The organism is Leclercia adecarboxylata, assembly GCF_006874705.1.
Taxonomy (GTDB): domain Bacteria; phylum Pseudomonadota; class Gammaproteobacteria; order Enterobacterales; family Enterobacteriaceae; genus Enterobacter; species Enterobacter adecarboxylatus_C.
In genome coordinates this window covers 505707-524176 of the sequence record NZ_CP035382.1, presented here as the reverse complement: position 1 = coordinate 524176, position 18470 = coordinate 505707, and the positions used below count along the sequence as shown (strand labels likewise).

At 53.8% G+C, this 18470-nt stretch carries 16 protein-coding genes, 6 tRNA genes and 1 other RNA gene; 9 read left to right on the top strand and 14 right to left on the bottom strand.

Annotation, left to right across the window (positions count from 1 at the left end):
• Positions 1-309: 309 nt before the first annotated feature.
• Positions 310-1281, bottom strand: coding sequence for a cysteine synthase A (cysK, locus tag ES815_RS03490; RefSeq protein ID WP_106994669.1), 972 nt, complete (start codon positions 1279-1281; stop codon positions 310-312).
• Between the two features lie 163 nt (positions 1282-1444).
• Complete coding sequence (cysZ, locus tag ES815_RS03485) at positions 1445-2206, bottom strand: sulfate transporter CysZ (RefSeq protein WP_032612971.1); 762 nt, start codon at positions 2204-2206, stop codon at positions 1445-1447.
• A 230-nt stretch (positions 2207-2436) separates the two neighbouring features.
• Between cysZ and zipA the strand changes: the two genes are divergently transcribed.
• The 3 genes from zipA to ES815_RS03470 all read left to right on the top strand — a co-directional run bounded on the left by zipA (position 2437) and on the right by ES815_RS03470 (position 5718).
• The gene (gene zipA / locus ES815_RS03480; RefSeq protein WP_142486636.1) at positions 2437-3414 is read left to right on the top strand and encodes a cell division protein ZipA; all 978 of its coding nucleotides are present in this window, start codon (positions 2437-2439) and stop codon (positions 3412-3414) included.
• A gap of 71 nt (positions 3415-3485) precedes the next feature.
• The gene (ligA, locus tag ES815_RS03475) at positions 3486-5501 is read left to right on the top strand and encodes an NAD-dependent DNA ligase LigA (RefSeq protein ID WP_142486635.1); all 2016 of its coding nucleotides are present in this window, start codon (positions 3486-3488) and stop codon (positions 5499-5501) included.
• A 1-nt stretch (position 5502) separates the two neighbouring features.
• Positions 5503-5718, top strand: coding sequence for a DUF3820 family protein (locus ES815_RS03470; RefSeq protein WP_032612964.1), 216 nt, complete (start codon positions 5503-5505; stop codon positions 5716-5718).
• On the opposite strand, the gene ES815_RS03465 is transcribed toward ES815_RS03470, so the two are convergent.
• Complete coding sequence (locus ES815_RS03465) at positions 5715-6713, bottom strand: bile acid:sodium symporter family protein (protein WP_142486634.1); 999 nt, start codon at positions 6711-6713, stop codon at positions 5715-5717. The genes ES815_RS03470 and ES815_RS03465 overlap by 4 nt on opposite strands.
• A gap of 89 nt (positions 6714-6802) precedes the next feature.
• On the opposite strand from ES815_RS03465, the gene ES815_RS03460 reads away from it, so the two are divergent.
• Positions 6803-7738, top strand: a complete 936-nt coding sequence (locus ES815_RS03460) for a LysR family transcriptional regulator (RefSeq protein ID WP_142486633.1) — start codon at positions 6803-6805, stop codon at positions 7736-7738.
• On the opposite strand, the gene ES815_RS03455 is transcribed toward ES815_RS03460, so the two are convergent.
• The 6 genes from ES815_RS03455 to ES815_RS03430 form a co-directional block, all read right to left on the bottom strand.
• A complete protein-coding gene (locus tag ES815_RS03455; RefSeq protein ID WP_142486632.1) occupies positions 7735-8076 on the bottom strand; it encodes a FlxA-like family protein in 342 nt (113 codons plus the stop codon). The genes ES815_RS03460 and ES815_RS03455 overlap by 4 nt on opposite strands.
• A gap of 120 nt (positions 8077-8196) precedes the next feature.
• A non-coding RNA gene (locus tag ES815_RS03450) (RtT sRNA) lies at positions 8197-8322 on the bottom strand.
• 27 nt (positions 8323-8349) lie between these two features.
• Positions 8350-8425 (bottom strand) — tRNA-Lys (locus ES815_RS03445).
• Positions 8426-8429: 4 nt separating this feature from the next.
• Positions 8430-8505 (bottom strand) — tRNA-Val (locus ES815_RS03440).
• 30 nt (positions 8506-8535) lie between these two features.
• Positions 8536-8611: transfer RNA gene (locus tag ES815_RS03435), tRNA-Val, on the bottom strand.
• Positions 8612-8653: 42 nt separating this feature from the next.
• A tRNA-Val gene (locus ES815_RS03430) sits at positions 8654-8729 on the bottom strand.
• Between the two features lie 257 nt (positions 8730-8986).
• Between ES815_RS03430 and gltX the strand changes: the two genes are divergently transcribed.
• Complete coding sequence (gene gltX / locus ES815_RS03425) at positions 8987-10402, top strand: glutamate--tRNA ligase (RefSeq protein WP_106994676.1); 1416 nt, start codon at positions 8987-8989, stop codon at positions 10400-10402.
• Positions 10403-10444: 42 nt separating this feature from the next.
• On the opposite strand, the gene ES815_RS03420 is transcribed toward gltX, so the two are convergent.
• Together ES815_RS03420 and ES815_RS03415 are read right to left on the bottom strand one after the other, a co-directional pair.
• The gene (locus tag ES815_RS03420) at positions 10445-10840 is read right to left on the bottom strand and encodes a YfeC-like transcriptional regulator (RefSeq protein WP_142486631.1); all 396 of its coding nucleotides are present in this window, start codon (positions 10838-10840) and stop codon (positions 10445-10447) included.
• 1 nt (position 10841) lies between these two features.
• Positions 10842-11201, bottom strand: coding sequence for a YfeC-like transcriptional regulator (locus ES815_RS03415; protein WP_142486630.1), 360 nt, complete (start codon positions 11199-11201; stop codon positions 10842-10844).
• A gap of 220 nt (positions 11202-11421) precedes the next feature.
• Here ES815_RS03415 and ES815_RS03410 point away from each other — a divergent pair.
• The 3 genes from ES815_RS03410 to ES815_RS03400 all read left to right on the top strand — a co-directional run bounded on the left by ES815_RS03410 (position 11422) and on the right by ES815_RS03400 (position 14019).
• A tRNA-Ala gene (locus ES815_RS03410) sits at positions 11422-11497 on the top strand.
• Positions 11498-11538: 41 nt separating this feature from the next.
• Positions 11539-11614 (top strand) — tRNA-Ala (locus ES815_RS03405).
• Positions 11615-11823: 209 nt separating this feature from the next.
• Positions 11824-14019, top strand: a complete 2196-nt coding sequence (locus tag ES815_RS03400; protein WP_142486629.1) for an EAL domain-containing protein — start codon at positions 11824-11826, stop codon at positions 14017-14019.
• 39 nt (positions 14020-14058) lie between these two features.
• Here ES815_RS03400 and ES815_RS03395 read toward each other — a convergent pair whose 3' ends face one another.
• A complete protein-coding gene (locus tag ES815_RS03395) occupies positions 14059-15246 on the bottom strand; it encodes a NupC/NupG family nucleoside CNT transporter (protein WP_039032602.1) in 1188 nt (395 codons plus the stop codon).
• A 347-nt stretch (positions 15247-15593) separates the two neighbouring features.
• Here ES815_RS03395 and ES815_RS03390 point away from each other — a divergent pair, with 347 nt between their 5' ends.
• Entirely contained in the window at positions 15594-16835 is a 1242-nt protein-coding gene (locus ES815_RS03390; RefSeq protein WP_142486628.1) for an Nramp family divalent metal transporter, read from the top strand.
• 30 nt (positions 16836-16865) lie between these two features.
• Here the strand turns inward: ES815_RS03390 and ypeC are convergent, their stop codons facing one another.
• Positions 16866-17195 carry a DUF2502 domain-containing protein YpeC gene (gene ypeC, locus ES815_RS03385; RefSeq protein ID WP_142486627.1) on the bottom strand — a complete coding sequence of 110 codons (330 nt, stop codon included), beginning with the start codon at positions 17193-17195 and terminating at the stop codon, positions 16866-16868.
• Between the two features lie 126 nt (positions 17196-17321).
• Positions 17322-18320: an L-glyceraldehyde 3-phosphate reductase gene (gene mgrA, locus ES815_RS03380; RefSeq protein WP_142486626.1), complete on the bottom strand. Its 999-nt coding sequence runs from the start codon at positions 18318-18320 to the stop codon at positions 17322-17324.
• Positions 18321-18470: the final 150 nt, after the last annotated feature.

Below are 18470 nucleotides of genomic sequence, written 5' to 3'. Positions count from 1 at the left end.
ATTGTTAGCACCGGCTTAACGGCACGAGGCACAGATGTGTCAAACGTATTTTCGGTACTGGCATGTCAGGCTGCTGACGTCTCGTTCGACATTAAACATTATGCCGCGAAAGCAAGACTTGAACCAAATCATAAAATCGATTCAGCAGCGGGAATTCGTGTATCGATTAATTTCGAGCTTCAAAATAATTGTCAGCTTAAATACCAGAGCTAACAGGGTGAAGCAATGCCAGACGAGATAAAACTTTGAAGCAGGCCACAAAAAAGCACCCGGATGGGTGCTTTTTTACGCGATATTTACATTCTGGCACTACTGTTGCAGTTCTTTCTCTGTGAAGAGATCGGCAAACAGTGCAGTACTTAAATAACGCTCACCCGACGATGGAAGAATAACCACGATATTCTTATTGGTAAAGGTTTCATCTTCGAGTAATTGCAGCGCCGCGGCTACAGCAGCACCGGAAGAGATACCAGCCAGAATACCTTCTTCTTCCATCAGACGACGGGCGGTAGAGATGGCTTCATCGTTGGTGATAGCCACCACTTTATCAATCAGTTTCAGATCCAGGTTGCCCGGAATGAAGCCTGCGCCGATACCCTGAATTTTATGCGGGCCTGGTTTCAGCTCTTCACCTGCCAGCGCCTGGGCAATCACCGGGGAGTCTGTTGGCTCAACGGCAACGGTAATCAGATCTTTTTTACCTTTTGTGCCTTTAATATAGCGAGACACGCCGGTGAGCGTACCGCCGGTACCCACACCTGAAATAAAGACATCAACCTGACCGTCAGTATCTTCCCAGATCTCCGGGCCGGTGGTCTTCTCGTGAATTTCCGGGTTAGCCGGGTTGCTGAACTGCTGGAGCAGCAGATATTTAGCCGGATCGCTGGCAACAATCTCTTCAGCTTTCTGGATAGCGCCCTTCATCCCTTTTGCGCCTTCAGTTAACACCAGGTTCGCACCCAGCGCCTTCAGCAGCTTGCGACGTTCAATACTCATGGTTTCCGGCATGGTCAGCGTCAGCTTGTAACCGCGCGCGGCGGCCACGTAGGCCAGAGCAATACCGGTGTTACCGCTGGTTGGCTCAACCAGCTCAACGCCAGGTTTCAACACGCCACGCTTTTCCGCATCCCAAATCATATTGGCACCGATACGGCATTTTACGCTGAAGCTTGGGTTACGAGATTCTACCTTCGCCAGGATGCGTCCATTACCGATACGGTTCAGTCGAACCAGGGGCGTGTGACCGATAGTCAGCGAGTTGTCTTCAAAAATCTTACTCATGGCCTGTCCTTAACTGTTTGAAATTGGGATACCGACCCAGCATACCTGTTGAATAAGTATGGGGAAGTAAGGAATTCGCATATCTATATGCTGCGTGGAAATAATGGGGATCAGTATGGAATAAGGGATGGCATAAGCCATCCCTCGTTTACACATTTTTGCATTATTTCCATAACGCGTGTTTATCACGGTAACAGTCAACCCACATCGCCGTTGCGCCGCAAACCGCAACCGGCATGATGAACAGGTTCAGGAACGGGATCATGGTGAACAGGCTGGTCAGCGCGCCAAACTGCATATTGGTCATTTTGCGGGCACGCAGGGCGGTACGCATCTCTTTGAACGGGACTTTGTGGTTATCGAACGGGTAGTCGCAATACTGGATCGCCAGCATCCACGCGCTGAACAGGAACCATAGCACCGGGGCAACCGTCTGCCCGATCCCCGGAATAAAGTAGAGGATCAGCAGCACGATAGCGCGGGGCAGGTACCAGGCGAACTTCTGCCATTCACGTTTCATAATGCGCGGCAGATCTTTCATGATGCCCAGAACGCCGGTGTCCGGCGGCGTAGCGCCCGTCAGACGCGCTTCAAGCTGTTCAGCCAGCAGGCCGTTAAAGGGCGCGGCTATCCAGTTAGCCAGGGTTGAGAAAAAGTAGCCAAACACCAGCAGCACCGAAACGATCGCCACGGGCCACAGGAGATAGCTCAGCCACTGCAGCCAGTCGGGAACGTGGCTCATGAGCGCCGGGATCCAGGTGTCCAGGCGGGTAAACAGCCACCAGAAGGCACCCCCCATCAGCAAAATGTTAATCAGCAGCGGGAGGATCACAAAGCGCCGGATACCCGGCAGCGAAACCAGTTTCCAGCCCTGAGAAAAGTACCAGACGCCGCTGCGGGGAGGGGAAGATGTTGATGAAACCATAACCAGGTTGAGCTCCTTTTATCACAACCAGTGAAATTGCCTGCCTATATTAGCCAGTTGCGGCGCGTTGACCAGTTCGGAAATGTTCGAAAAAACAGCATAAAGCACGATTTAGTTCATCTTTATGCTGCGAATGCTCCCCATACACTTGCACTTGACGTAATCGGCAAATACTCTTAGTGAGTAAATGTTTGCCGTGGTGGCAAGGTGTTAGAACAACAGAGAATATAATGATGCAGGATTTGCGTCTGATATTAATCATTGTTGGCGCGATCGCCATAATCGCTTTACTGGTACATGGTTTCTGGACCAGCCGTAAAGAGCGCTCTTCTATGTTTCGCGATCGCCCACTGAAGCGCATGAAGTCTACTCGTGACGACGATAGCGATGACGATATCGAAGAAACGGAAGACGAGGGTGTGGGTGAAGTACGCGTTCATCGGGCCAATACTGCGCCCGGCGCAGGCCATGGGGAGCAAGAAGCGCCTCGTCAGCCTCCGCAGCATCAGTACCAGCCGCCTTACGCATCTGCTCAGCCACGTCCTGCTGCACCGCAGCCGGTGGTCGAGCCGGTACACCAGCCGCAACCGCAGCAGCATGAGCCTGTGCGCCAGCAACCTGTGCAGCAACCCCAGTATGCCGCTCAGCCTGAACCGCAGCCGGTGGTGCAGCAGGCACCTCAGCCTGTCGCACCAGCGCCGCAACCGCAGCCGGCCCCTGCACCTGCACCTGTTGTCGAGCCGGAACCGGTAGTTGAAGCTGCGCCAGTGGTTGAAAAGCCGCAGCGCAAAGAGACGGTTATTGTCATGAGCGTGGCGGCCCACCAGGGCACGACCATCAATGGCGAAGTGCTGCTTAACAGCATCCACCAGGCGGGCTTCAAATATGGCGATATGAACATCTTCCATCGCCATCTGAGCCCGGACGGAAGCGGCCCATCGCTGTTCAGCCTGGCGAATATGGTTAACCCTGGAACCTTTGATCCGGAGATGACCGGTGATTTCACTACCCCGGGCATTACCATCTTTATGCAGGTGCCGTCTTATGGCGATGAACTGCAAAACTTCAAGCTGATGCTGCAGTCTGCCCAGCATATCGCGGACGAAGTCGGTGGTATGGTGCTCGACGATCAGCGTCGAATGATGACGCCGCAGAAACTGCGCGAGTATCAGGACCGCATCCGCGAAGTTAAAGAAGCTAACGCGTAAATTTCCGCGTTTTGTTTCACACCTCTTCAACCCCCGCATGTCGGGGGTTTTTCTCATTAATGGTGCGACACATGGACTCAATCGAACAACAACTTACCGAACTGCGAACCACGCTTCGCCACCATGAATATCTTTATCATGTGATGGATGCGCCCGAAGTGCCGGACGCGGAATATGACCGTTTGATGCGTGAACTGCGCGAGCTTGAAGCGCAGCGTCCCGATTTAATTACCCCGGACTCACCGACTCAGCGTGTCGGCGCCGCGCCGCTGGCCTTTTTCAGCCAGGTGCGTCATGAAGTGCCGATGCTGTCGCTGGATAACGTGTTCGACGAAGAGAGCTTCCTCGCCTTCAACAAACGCGTCCAGGATCGCCTGAAGCAGACCGATGCCCTGAGCTGGTGCTGCGAGCTGAAGCTGGATGGTCTTGCCGTCAGCATTCTGTATGAAAACGGTGTGATGACCCGGGCCGCCACTCGCGGCGACGGCACCACCGGCGAGGACATTACCACCAACGTGCGCACCATCCGCGCTATCCCGCTTAAGCTGCATGGTGAAAACATTCCGGCACGTCTGGAAGTGCGCGGGGAAGTGTTCCTGCCGCAGGCGGGCTTTGAAAAAATTAACGAAGAGGCGCGCCGCACCGGTGGCAAAATCTTCGCCAACCCACGCAATGCTGCGGCAGGATCGTTGCGCCAGCTGGATCCGCGCATTACCGCAAAACGCCCGCTGACCTTCTTCTGCTATGGCGTAGGTATCCTGGAGGGGGGCGAGCTGCCCGATACCCATCTGGGCCGCCTGCTGCAGTTTAAGGCATGGGGGCTGCCGGTGAGTAACCGTGTGCAGTTGTGCGACTCACCGGAAGCGGTACTGGCGTTTTATCGGCAGGTCGAAGCAGATCGTCCGACGCTGGGCTTTGATATCGACGGGGTGGTGATCAAAGTTAACTCCCTCGCGCTTCAGGAACAGCTGGGCTTTGTCGCCCGTGCACCGCGCTGGGCGGTAGCCTTTAAGTTCCCGGCGCAGGAGCAGATGACCTTTGTGCGCGACGTGGAGTTCCAGGTGGGTCGTACCGGGGCAATAACGCCGGTTGCGCGTCTGGAGCCCGTTCAGGTGGCAGGGGTGCTGGTCAGCAACGCGACCCTGCATAACGCCGATGAGATCGACCGTCTGGGGCTGCGTATTGGCGATAAGGTGGTTATCCGCCGTGCCGGGGACGTGATCCCGCAGGTGGTGAACGTGGTGGAGTCAGAACGTCCTGAAGATACGCGCGCGGTTGAATTCCCAACCCACTGTCCGGTGTGCGGTTCAGACGTTGAACGCGTTGAAGGCGAGGCTGTGGCCCGCTGTACCGGCGGTTTAGTCTGCGGCGCTCAGCGCAAAGAGTCGCTGAAGCACTTCGTCTCTCGTCGGGCGATGGACGTTGACGGCATGGGTGACAAAATCATCGATCAGCTGGTTGAGAAAGAGTACGTTCATACGCCGGCTGACCTGTTCCGCCTGACGCCGGGTAAGCTGACCGGACTGGATCGGATGGGGCCGAAATCCGCGCAGAACGTGGCCGACGCGCTGGAAAAATCCAAAGACACCACCTTTGCCCGTTTCCTCTATGCACTGGGTATCCGTGAAGTGGGCGAGGCGACCGCGGCGGGGCTGGCAGCGTATTTTGGTACGCTGGAGGCGCTTGAAAAGGCCACGATTGACGAACTGCAAAAGGTGCCGGACGTCGGCATTGTGGTCGCCACTCACGTCTTTAATTTCTTCTCGGAAGAGAGCAACCGCGAGGTGATCGGTCAGCTGCTTAACGAAGGCATTCGCTGGCCGGCGCCGCAGGTGATCAATGCCGAAGAGATCGACAGCCCGTTCGCCGGGAAAACCGTCGTGCTAACCGGTAGCCTGAGCCAGCTTTCTCGCGATGATGCCAAAGCGCGTCTGACGGCGCTGGGGGCTAAAGTGGCCGGCAGCGTGTCGAAGAAAACTGACCTGGTGATTGCCGGGGAAGCGGCGGGCTCCAAGCTGGCAAAGGCTCAGGAGCTGGGTATTGACGTGATTGATGAAGCAGAGATGCTGCGTCTGTTGGGAGAGTAACGTGGATAAAGCGCAGCTTATCGAGATAGCCAATACCGAAATGCCCTTCGGGAAGTATAAAGGCCGTCGACTGATTGATGTGCCGGAAGAGTATCTGCTGTGGTTTGCCCGTAAGGATGAGTTTCCTGCCGGGCATCTTGGCGAGCTGATGGCGCTCACGTTGCTGATTAAAACCGAAGGGCTGACCCAGCTGGTTCAGCCCCTGCGTCGTCCTTAAACTTTTGCCGTGCGGGCCTGCTCCTGGGCCTGCAACTCGTCGGTCTGGCGTTTGTAGCGACGCGCCATGACCGCGCAAATCATCAGCTGTAGCTGGTGGAAGATCATCAGCGGCAGCACCATCATCCCAATCACCGAGGTTGGAAACAGAATATTGGCCATCGGGATCCCGTTTGCCAGGCTCTTTTTCGAACCGCAGAAGACAATGGTGATCTCATCGGCTTTGTTAAACCCGAAGCGGCGCGCGGCAAACACGTTGATACCAATAATAATTGCCAGCAGCACCAGGCTGACCACCACGATAAACAGCAGCGATCCGATCCCGACTTTATGCCAGATGCCATTGACTACGGCTTCGCTGAAGGCGGAGTAAACCACCAGCAGAATCGATGACTGATCGGTTTTGGCAATCCACTTCTTATGCTTCGCCACAAAGGCTCCGATCCACGGACGGGAAAGATGTCCCAGCACAAACGGCAGCAGCAGCTGCAGCATGATTTTGCCCACCTGCTCCAGACTGCCTTCCGCCCCGTGCATGTCCATCACCAGGCCAACCAGCAGCGGCGAGAGGAAAATCCCCAGCAGGCTGGAGGCGGACGCCGAGCAGACGGCCGCCGCCACGTTGCCACCCGCCATTGAGGTAAAGGCGATGGCTGACTGCACCGTAGCCGGCAAAATACAGAGATACAGGAAGCCGGTATAGAGTGCCGGATCGACATTGACCGGCGCCCACCAGGCAAAGAGCACGCCCAGCACCGGGAAAACGACAAAGGTGCTGCACATTACCCACAGATGCAGTCGCCAGTGGCTACCGCCGGAGATAATTGCTTCCCGGGAGAGCTTTGCCCCGTGCATAAAAAACAGCAGCGCGATGGCGGCGGTGGTAAGGCCTTCAAAAAACGGCACAAAGCCACCCTCGGCGGGGAAGAAGGAGGCGAGCAGGACAACCACGATAAGGGTGATGGTGAACGGATCGAGAATGCGGAAAAGTTTCATAAACACTCCTGAAAACAGATAGCGCTATTGTGCTTTCTTCCTTTTGAGAAATAAAATTGATTTATTGCATCAATTCATGAGTAAAACAGATGAATTACTCGTTACGACAGTTGCGTGTTTTTGTTACCGTCGCGCAGGCGAAAAGTTTTAGCCGTGCAGGGGAAATTATCGGCCTGAGCCAGTCGGCGGTCAGCCACAGCGTGAAAGAGCTGGAGCAGCAGACCGGCGTGCGGCTGATCGACAGAACCACCCGAGAAGTGATGCTGACCGAGGCGGGTCATCAGCTGGCGGCCCGGCTGGAAAGGATCCTCGATGAACTCTCCAGCACTTTGCGGGACGTGGGCCGGGTAGGGCAGCAGCTCTCCGGGACGGTGCGCGTCGCTGCCAGCCAGACCATTTCGGCACATCTCATTCCTCACTGCATCGCGCAGAGTAATCAGCAATATCCGGATATCAATTTTGTGCTGCACGACCGACCGCAGCAGTGGGTACTGGAGAGCATCCGTCAGGGGGAAGTAGATTTCGGCATCGTTATCGATCCGGGGCCGGTCAGCGACCTCGAGTGCGAAGAGGTGCTCTCGGAGCCCTTCTTACTGCTCTGCCGTGACGACGATCCTCTTGCCGCTCATGAGCAGGTCACCTGGCAGGCGCTACAGGGGGCAAAGCTGGTGTTACAGGATTACGCCTCTGGCAGCCGGCCCCTTATTGATGCAGCCCTTGCAGAACAGCAGGTAAAGGCGACGATTGTGCAGGAGATCGGCCATCCCGCCACGCTCTTTCCGATGGTGGAAGCCGGGATTGGCATCAGCGTACTTCCTGCACTGGCGCTGCCGTTGCCCCAGGGGAGCCGGTTAACGGTCAAACGTTTCACGCCGATTGTCGAGCGTAAGCTGATGCTGGTACGGCGTAAGAACCGTTCTTTGTCAGGGGCGGCACAGGCACTGTGGGAGGTGGTTCGTATGCAGGCGCAGCGGCTGACCGAGGCCCGCATACGGGATCCACTGTTTACTGCCGGGGAGCATTAAACGTAGATATCAATCTGGTGATCGGCAGAAGGGGTATTAATCCCTTCCGCTTTGGCCTGATTTTGTTCTTGTTTCTGTTGTGCTTCTTCAGCCTGACGATGTTGCAGTTGGGCCAGCTGCGCCTCCAGCATGGCGATCTGATTCTGAATAAGCTCTTGCTGTTTCTTTTTTTCCTCAGCGCTACCGCTTCCATCGGCAAGTTCTTTGAGCTGCTGGGTCAGTTTAGTTATCTGGGCCGTGATGCGGCTGATCTGAGAAGCGATATCGTTGCCGCCGGAACTGCTGCTGCCACTGCTTTGAGTTTGTATGGAAGGTGTGGAGGCCTGGATGGTGGTCATGCGTATTTCCTCTGCCAAAGAAAGAGATATCGGCAGGGAATAGAAGGACTTGAGTGAAACTACCTGTATTGGCAGAAATCGCAGATAGCAAAAAAGCGCCTTTAGGGCGCTTTTTTACATTGGTGGGTCGTGCAGGATGACTCGCTTCGCTCGCCCTTCGGGCCGTCGCCGTACGGCTCCGGTGCCTCACTGTGTTCGGCTCGAACCTGCTGCAGGTTCGAATCGTCTATATCGCAGACAGCAAAAAAGCGCCTTTAGAGCGCTTTTTTACATTGGTGGGTCGTGCAGGATTCGAACCTGCGACCAATTGATTAAAAGTCAACTGCTCTACCAACTGAGCTAACGACCCGAAATGGTGGGCGATGACGGGCTCGAACCGCCGACCCCCTCCGTGTAAAGGAGATGCTCTACCAACTGAGCTAATCGCCCATTTCGGAACTGCTATCGATAAAGTGAGAATGGTGGGCGATGACGGGCTCGAACCGCCGACCCCCTCCGTGTAAAGGAGATGCTCTACCAACTGAGCTAATCGCCCATTCTCAATTCTTATCTACACTGCGGCATCTATCGAAGTAGATGGTGGGTGATGACGGGCTCGAACCGCCGACCCCCTCCGTGTAAAGGAGATGCTCTACCAACTGAGCTAATCACCCCCGCTGTGTGGAGTCGCATTATAGGGAGAGTTGAAAATGAGTCAACGGCTTTTCTAAAGATTTTGTTCGTTCGTCGTAAAATTAAACAAAACGATCGCGAAACCACCAGTGATGCATGATTTCTAAACAAAAACGGCTATGAATAAGGATCTGACAGCAACAAGATTGAGGAATCAGGCGGGAGTGATAGAATATTGCCCACTTTAGTTTCCAGGATATGCCGGTTGTCGGCATCTTTATCACTGTAAGGCCACTTCATGAAAATCAAAACTCGCTTCGCGCCAAGCCCGACCGGCTATCTGCACGTCGGCGGCGCGCGTACTGCTCTCTATTCCTGGCTGTTTGCTCGCAACCAGGGCGGTGAGTTTGTGCTGCGTATCGAAGACACCGATCTCGAACGCTCCACGCCGGAAGCAATCGAAGCCATTATGGATGGTATGAACTGGCTTAACCTGGAGTGGGATGAAGGCCCATATTTCCAGACCAAACGTTTTGATCGCTATAACGCGGTTATTGATGAGATGCTTGAAGCGGGCACGGCGTATAAGTGCTACTGCTCGAAAGAGCGTCTGGAAGCCCTGCGTGAAGAGCAGATGGCAAATAATGAAAAGCCGCGTTACGACGGTCGCTGCCGCCACGATCACCAACATCACGCCGCGGACGAGCCATGCGTGGTGCGTTTCGCAAACCCGCAGGAAGGTTCGGTCATTTTTGACGATCAGATCCGCGGCCCGATCGAATTCAGCAACCAGGAGCTGGACGATCTGATTATCCGCCGTACCGACGGTTCTCCAACCTATAACTTCTGCGTCGTGGTCGATGACTGGGATATGGCGATCACCCACGTGGTGCGTGGCGAAGACCATATCAACAACACCCCACGTCAGATCAACATCCTTAAAGCGCTGAATGCCCCGGTTCCGGTTTACGCGCACGTGTCGATGATCAACGGCGACGACGGTAAAAAACTGTCCAAACGCCATGGTGCAGTCAGCGTGATGCAGTACCGTGACGACGGCTATCTGCCGGAAGCCCTGCTCAACTATCTGGTGCGTCTGGGCTGGTCCCACGGCGATCAGGAGATCTTCAGCCGTGAAGAGATGATCCAGCTCTTCACCCTGAGTGCGGTGGGTAAGTCTGCCAGTGCGTTCAATACCGATAAACTGCTGTGGCTGAACCATCACTACATCAATACTCTGCCACCAGAGTACGTTGCGACCCAGCTGCAGTGGCACATCGAGCAGGCAAACATCGATACCCGCAACGGTCCTCAACTGGCCGACCTGATTAAACTGCTGGGTGAACGTTGTAAGACCCTGAAAGAGATCGCGGAAAACTGCCGCTACTTCTATGAAGAGTATGACGAGTTCGATGCCGACGCCGCGAAGAAACACCTGCGTCCGGTTGCGCGTCAGCCGCTGGAAGTGGTTCGCGACAAGCTGGCCGCCATTACCGACTGGAGCGCTGAGAATGTGCATCATGCTATTCAGGCGACAGCGGATGAGCTGGAAGTCGGAATGGGTAAAGTTGGCATGCCGCTGCGCGTAGCCGTTACCGGTGCCGGTCAGTCTCCTGCTCTGGACGTTACGGTACACGCGATTGGTAAAACCCGCAGCGTGGCGCGTATTAACAGAGCGCTCGACTTTATTGCTGAGCGCGAAAGCCAGCAGTAATCAGGAAGTAAAAAATAAAACGGCAGGTTTCCCTGCCGTTTTTTAATTCTCAGGCTGATGAATGCTCAGCCGCACGAGAAAACCTTGTATCCCTTCCCGTGTAAGCAGCGTTTCAAGCCGCTCCTGTTCCGTTAAGGTCATATTCTCCAGCGCGTTGATGATCCCAGGAAGCACGGCAACCGGCTTGGCGTCACCGTAGCTGGCCGTGCTCTCTGCCAGCTGGTAGAGGGCCTGTCGTTTACGAATGGCGGGAATATTCATGATGTGCGCACGCACCTGCGCATCAATATAGATAAGGCGCGCCCGCCCACCTTTTACGCCATTGATCCCTTCCGTCTTCCAGTCATTTTTGCGCACCCAGCGGTTTACGGTCTGTCTGGCGACGCCCAGCGTATCCGCCAGCTCCTCGGTGGTCATTTTGCTACGTAATCTTTTCATATCAGTTCTGATCGCGAATCCCTAAGCGTTGCAACAATCCGGTGATCCCTTCCCGGAGTAATAAAGAGGTAAGTTGTTTCTGTTCTGTCGGTGTCATTTCGTTGGCCAGCGTGATCAGCAGGGCCTGCAGCGAGTTATCCGGGGTTGCTTCCAGTAAGGTCGCCACATCCGGGGCTCGACGCGCATTGCGAATAAATTCCCGTACTTTCTCATTAACATGGACCAGACGCGCTTTACCGCCCTGAACACCAGGTTTTGGCGATGTGGACCATCCCTCTTTACGCACCCATTTATTGATGGTCTGTCGGCTATAGCCAGTGAGCCGGGCCAACTCTTCTGGCGTCATTCGTTCCTTGATCATGCAATTTCCTGAGTAAGAGTGTGGGTAATGAGTGGTTCATTTTATAACACCGTTTTACTGGAAAACGTGACAAGATTAACTCATGACTGCGAGCATTCTCGCAATGTGATTCATTTGCATGAATTTTCAGCGGTTGAACGCCAGAGTGATAATTTGCCGTTGACACTCAGCAAGGGAATTCATATTATGCCGCCCGTCAACACGACACGCTTTACGCGATGGGGCTATAGCTCAGCTGGGAGAGCGCTTGCATGGCATGCAAGAGGTCAGCGGTTCGATCCCGCTTAGCTCCACCAAACTCTGAACCCAACAGAGTCTGGCGCGTAAACAAAATTGTGGGGCTATAGCTCAGCTGGGAGAGCGCTTGCATGGCATGCAAGAGGTCAGCGGTTCGATCCCGCTTAGCTCCACCAAAATTTGAACCCTCGCCGAATGGCGGGGGTTTTTTTATGCCTGCAATAAATCCTTTACTATCACCACGTTGACAAATACATCGCTTTTTTGGGTAAAAACTTTACTTTATGTAATGACTTTTCCTGGCCTGGAATGTTGAATCACGGTTTTAAAGAATCTATTATTAATATGGATTTAATTTCGCCAGGTAAACAGTTAAATAAAATTAATGAAAAACATAATTGATATTAACGGAAAGAGCTTCCTGCTTGCTCTGGCGTTATGCATGATTGTCGTGCCTTTTTCCCGCCTTATTTCACCCAAATCTGTTGTCGATGGCTTTGAGGTTTATCTTGCTTGGATGCCGCTGAGCGTCATGCTGGCGATCGTATTATTATTTGGTCGTCAGGCCATCCTGCCGATTATTATCAGCTTTGCCATCCTTAACGAATGGAATTTACAGCTGTCGGCAAAGCAGGATCTTATCCTGCTTTTTTGCCAGGTATTTAGTACTTTAGCGGTATGCGCCATACTCCGCTGGCAGGTGGGGTCGCGCTGGCGCTACCATGTTCCCAGCCGGTTCATGGCGGCGCGCATTGCGTGGCTGGGGTTTGTTCTGCCGCTGGCAATAAAACTGTCGATGTACCTGGCAGGCTATATTTGCGATTTTCCCGTTACCCTCGCCAATTTCACCGACCGGGGCTCAGTAATATATCATGTTGTCGATGTTCAGAGCCTGGTTTGCGCCGTTATCATCTTTACCATGCTGTTCTATTATCCGTTAAGAATGATTATTAATCCGAATTATGCGCGCGCCTTCTGGCGAAGAAATATACATAATTCCTTTTCGTCCCGAAACCAGTTATTTACATCTGCATTACTTATTTGCCTTATTGTTGGGCTTCTTCTGCTCTGTTTACCCTTTACGTCAGATATTATTGCCGGCTATCTGGTGCCTGTTATTTTCATTTTATTTACAATTGGCATCAGTCGATTTCGCTATCCGCTGATAATCCTGGGTTGGGCGTTGAGCGCATTGATGCTGCTGACCTATAACAGCAATTTTTTGCAGGGCGTGCAGAATGGTTACTCGCTGGCGTTTGTGCTGTCGGTACTTATCTCATTCGCCATCTGTCTGGCTTATATGTCGCGCATTTATCAGCGCAGCGAATGGCTTAAGCGTGGCTGGCAGGAGAGGGCGCTGGTCGATCCGCTGACCGGCTTGCGTAACCTGCGCGCCCTGGAGTCCTTTCTGACTGACAACAAGGGCATCACCCTCTGCTGTTTGCGAATGGATAACCTGGAGTTTCTGAGTCGTCATTATGGCCTGATGATGCGGGTGCAGTGTAAACGCGCCATCATTCGTGAGTTGCAGCCGTTGCTGATGCCTAATGAATATGTTTTCCAGATCCCCGGTAATGAACTGGTGGTGGTGCTCAGCGGCCCGGAAACGGGGGCGCGGTTACAGCACATTGTTGATCATCTGAATAGCCGTAAAATCTACTGGAACAACACCGGGCTGGATATTGAGTTTGGCGGCGCCTGGGGAGGCGTGGAGTACAAATGCGGTGAAAGTCTTTACCATACGCTGGGTCAGCTCAGCTGGCTGGCCGAAAAGTCCTGCCCGGCGCATCAGGTTCTGTCGCTGAATAACAGTCTGGAGACGGTCTCAGGGCAGACGACGGAGCGCGTGCTAATGCTCAGCCGGGTCAAACGGGCGCTGGATGAGGGCGACTTACGCCTGTATGCGCAGCCCATCCAGAGAGGCGATGGCGTGGGCTACCACGAAATCCTTTCGCGTCTGGAGAGCGAAGGGGAGATCCTGACCCCCGATAAGTTTCTGCCGCTGGTGGCGCAATTTAACCTGAGTCGGCGCTTCGATATCAGCGTGGTGGAGGCGTTGCTGGCATGGCTGCGGGATCATCCCTCGGAAAATTGCTGTGCGCGTTTCTCGGTGAACCTGATGCCCTTGACGCTGATGCAGAAAGAGGTCGCGACGGAGATCATTGCCCTGTTTGAACGCTACGGGATAAGGCCGCAGACGGTGATCATCGAGGTGACCGAAGAGCAGGCGTTCTCTAATTCGGAAGTCAGTATCGCCAACATTCAGCAGCTGCGTCACTACGGCTTCAAGCTTGCCATCGACGATTTCGGTACCGGTTACGCCAATTATGAACGTCTCAAGCGCCTGCAGGCGGATGTCATCAAAATTGATGGCTGCTTCGTGAAGGATATTTGTAGTGACAGTATGGATGCGATGATCGTGAAGTCCATCTGTAACCTGGCGAAGACCCGGTCCCTGTGTGTGGTGGCGGAGTATGTCGAAACGGAGGAGCAGCGCGAGATGTTGCTCGCCTCGGGGGTAGATTATCTTCAGGGGTATTTAGTGGGCAAACCGCGCCCGCTCAATGAATTACAGGCGTAAAAAAACCGGGGAGGATAAGTCCCCGGTTTTTTTAGCTGATTACAGAACCAGTGCAGCGATAGACGCAGACAGGACGCTGACCAGCGTGGAGCCGTAAACCAGTTTCAGACCGAAGCGGGAAACCACGTTACCCTGCTCTTCGTTCAGGCCTTTAATCGCACCGGCGATAATACCGATAGAAGAGAAGTTGGCGAAGGAGACCAGGAAGACGGAGAGAATGCCTTCGGCGCGCGGGGAGAGGGAACCGGCGATTTTCTGCAGATCCATCATCGCGACGAATTCGTTAGAAACCAGTTTGGTTGCCATAATACTGCCCACCTGCAGCGCTTCGCTTGCCGGCACACCCATTACCCAGGCTACCGGGTAGAAGATGTAACCCAGAATGCCCTGGAAGGAGATGCCCAGCACGGCAGCAAACAGGGCGTTCAGCGCGGAGATCAGGGCGATAAAGCCGATCAGCATCGCCGCAACGATAACCGCTACCTTGAAGCCTGCCAGGATGTATTCACCCAGCATTTCGAAGAAGCTCTGACCTTCATGCAGGTTAGCCATCTGCAGGTTCTCTTCACTCTCATCCACGCGGTACGGGTTGATCAGTGACAGAACGATAAAGGTGCTGAACATGTTCAGAACCAGCGCAGCAACCACGTATTTTGGCTCAAGCATGGTCATGTACGCGCCCACGATAGACATGGAAACGGTGGACATTGCCGTGGCCGCCATGGTGTACATGCGATTGCGGGACATTTTGCCGAGGATGTCTTTATAGGCGATAAAGTTCTCAGACTGACCAAGGATCAGGGAACTTACGGCGTTGAAAGATTCCAGTTTGCCCATGCCGTTCACTTTAGACAGCACGGTACCGATAGCGCGGATCACAATTGGCAGAATGCGAATGTGCTGCAAAATACCGATCAGGGCAGAGATGAAGACGATAGGGCACAGCACCTTCAGGAAGAAGAATGCCAGACCTTCATCGTTCATTTTACCGAACACGAAGTTGGTCCCTTCGTTAGCGAATCCGAGCAGTTTTTCGAACATCTCGGAGAAGCCTTTCACAAAGCCCAGCCCCACGTCTGAGTTCAGGAAGAACCAGGCGAGCAATACTTCAATAACCAGTAACTGAACAACATAGCGAATGCGGATCTTTTTGCGATCGCTGCTGACCAGCAACGCAAGCACGGCAACAACAACGAGTGCCAGGACAAAATGTAGGACGCGGTCCATATTTGCTCCAAATATGAGGCAGGTTTAATTTCGCTGCACATTCTATGAAACAAGCGTAAAGAAAACGAGATCAAAGCCACACTATAGTCACGTCCTGTGACGAGACTCAAAAATAGTGACATACGATACATTTTCGTTATGTTGTGTAAATGAATTAAAAGTTAAGTTTCTGTGCTACGCTTCACAAAGGTTGCGTGCATTTTTTGCCCGTCAGCCTATCCACGAGTCCAGCCTGCTTATTGTTCTTCGCTATCACTGTAATCAATACAAACAAACTAAATGAACTTGATAATCATTCGCATTTTGATAGCATTAAACATAGCAAAGGCTATATTTCTGAGGCAAAAATGACCAATAGTCGCGTTGATGAGAGTAGCAGTGGCAGAGCAGCACGCAAAATGCGGTTTGCATTAATGGGACCTGCGTTTATTGCCGCCATTGGCTATATCGATCCCGGTAATTTTGCGACCAACATCCAGGCCGGGGCCAGCTTCGGCTATAAGCTGCTGTGGGTGGTGGTGTGGGCCAACCTGATGGCGATGATGATCCAGGTGCTGTCGGCCAAACTGGGCATTGCCACCGGTAAAAACCTCGCAGAACAGATCCGCGACCACTATCCGCGTCCGCTGGTCTGGTTTTACTGGGTGCAGGCCGAGATAATCGCCATGGCGACCGACCTTGCAGAATTCATCGGAGCCGCGATCGGCTTTAAGCTGATTCTGGGCGTATCGCTGCTGCAGGGCGCGGTTTTAACCGGTATCGCCACCTTCCTGATCCTGATGCTGCAACGACGCGGGCAGAAGCCGCTCGAAAAGGTGATTGGTGGCCTGCTGCTGTTCGTAGCGGCGGCCTATATTGTTGAGCTGATTTTCTCCCAGCCTGACTTCGTACAGTTAGGTAAAGGGATGGCGATCCCGAGCCTGCCCACCACCGAAGCGGTCTTCCTGGCGGCCGGGGTTCTGGGGGCGACGATTATGCCGCACGTGATTTACCTGCACTCCTCGCTGACCCAAAACCTGCACGAAGGGTCGCGCCATGAACGTTACTCTGCAACCAAATGGGACGTGGCGATCGCCATGACTATCGCCGGTTTTGTTAACCTGGCGATGATGGCCACCGCTGCGGCGGCATTCCACTTCAACGGCCATACCGGTGTTGCCGATCTCGATCAGGCCTATCTGACGCTGGAACCTTTACTCAGCCACGCGGCGGCCACCATTTTTGGCCTGAGCCTGGTGGCGGCGGGACTCTCGTCGACGGTGGTCGGAACCCTGGCGGGGCAGGTTGTGATGCAGGGATTTGTGCGCTTCCATATTCCCTTATGGGTGCGTCGCGCCGTCACTATGCTGCCGTCCTTTATTGTGATCCTGATGGGGCTGGATCCAACCCGCATTCTGGTCATGAGTCAGGTGCTGCTGAGTTTTGGTATTGCGCTGGCGCTGGTGCCGCTGCTGGTGTTTACCAGCGACAAGACGTTGATGGGCGATCTGGTGAACAGTGCATTGGTCAAACGGGCAGGGTGGGCGATAGTGGTGCTGGTGGTAGCCCTGAACCTGTGGCTGCTTATCGGCACGGCGTTGGGGTTATAAAAAAAGGCGCCGCGAGGCGCCTTTTTTATATTAGTGACGATGACCGTGTCCGTGACCTTTGCGGCCGCGATGGTCATCACGATCCCGCCAGCCTTCGCGGTAGCCGCGCTCATAGGCGTTACGTTTATCCCAGCCACGATGGTAGCCGTTGTCATGTTTGTGCCAGCGTTTGCCACGCCATTCATAATTACGATGCCAGTAGCCGCGGTCACGCCAGCCGCCACCGTCCCAGTAGTTACCGTAATTATCGCGATCGCCAATTTGTAATTTTACTGATGGCAACAGGGTGATTTCGCCAGCATTAGCGACCAGCGGAGCTGAAGCCATTAATACTGCTGCCAGAATCAGGGACCTGAACATTATTATTCTCCTTCACGATCGGAGCCGTAATCGGCTTGTTAACGCAATATTAAGGGGCGGTAAAGCCCCGGATAATCGCTTTAACTCCTAATTCAGAAGGCATAGCACTTTTTGCTAAAAGTGCTTTTAATTCGCGCTGCTCAGGATAGATTCTATTTCGTTCAGTTCCTCAGGCGTGAAGTGACGATTCGCCAGCATACCTACGGCGTCGTCGATTTGCGCCGTTTTGCTGGCACCAATCAGCACTGAGGTGATAGCTTCGTGATGTAATACCCAGGCCAGCGCCATCTGCGACAATTTCTGATTACGGCGTTCGGCCAGCGCATTGAGTTTACGGACCTTCACCAGCTTTTCTTCCGTGATCTGATCCGGGTTCAGGAAGCGGCTGCCGCTGGCCGCGCGGGAATCTGCCGGGATCCCGTTCAGATAACGGTCGGTCAGCTGGCCACCTGCGAGCGGCGAAAATGCGATGCATCCCACCCCCTTCTGCTTAAGCACATCCAGTAATCCCTCCTCAGGCGCGCGTTCCAGCATCGAAAATTTAGGCTGGTGGATCAGGCAGGGGGTGCCTAAATCATCGAGGATCTCGATAGCCTGTTGGGCCAGCTCTGCCGGGTAGTTGGACAGCCCGACATACAGCGCCTTGCCCTGACGCACGACGTGGTCCAACGCTTTCATCGTCTCCTGCAACGGCGTTTCCGGATCCGGGCGATGATGATAGAAGATGTCGACATACTCCAGTCCCATCCGTTTCAGGCTTTGGTCGAGGCTGGCAATCAGGTATTTACGCGAGCCCCAGTCGCCGTAAGGCCCGTCCCACATGGTATAGCCCGCTTTGCTGGAGATGATCAGCTCATCGCGCAGGGCGCTGAAATCTTCCTGCAGGATCCGCCCGAAGTTACGCTCTGCCGATCCCGGCGGCGGACCGTAGTTGTTGGCAAGGTCGAAATGGGTAATGCCCAGATCGAAGGCACGATGTAAAAGTTGACGGCTGTTTTCAATCAGGGTGGCGTCGCCAAAGTTGTGCCACAGCCCGAGGGAGATGGCGGGCAGCTTAAGACCACTTTGCCCACATCGTTGATACACCATTGATTGATAACGGTTTTGATCTGCCTGGTAACCCATGAGTTTTTCCCTCTGCGTCAGAAAGTCATTCAGTGTATACGTTTACACCACGACCGAAGCAAACAGATTACCGCGCAAAAATACGTAAAGCATGGTTTCCACGCTCTGATTATAACCATTCCTGGACAGCTATCACGCTTCTTCAATACT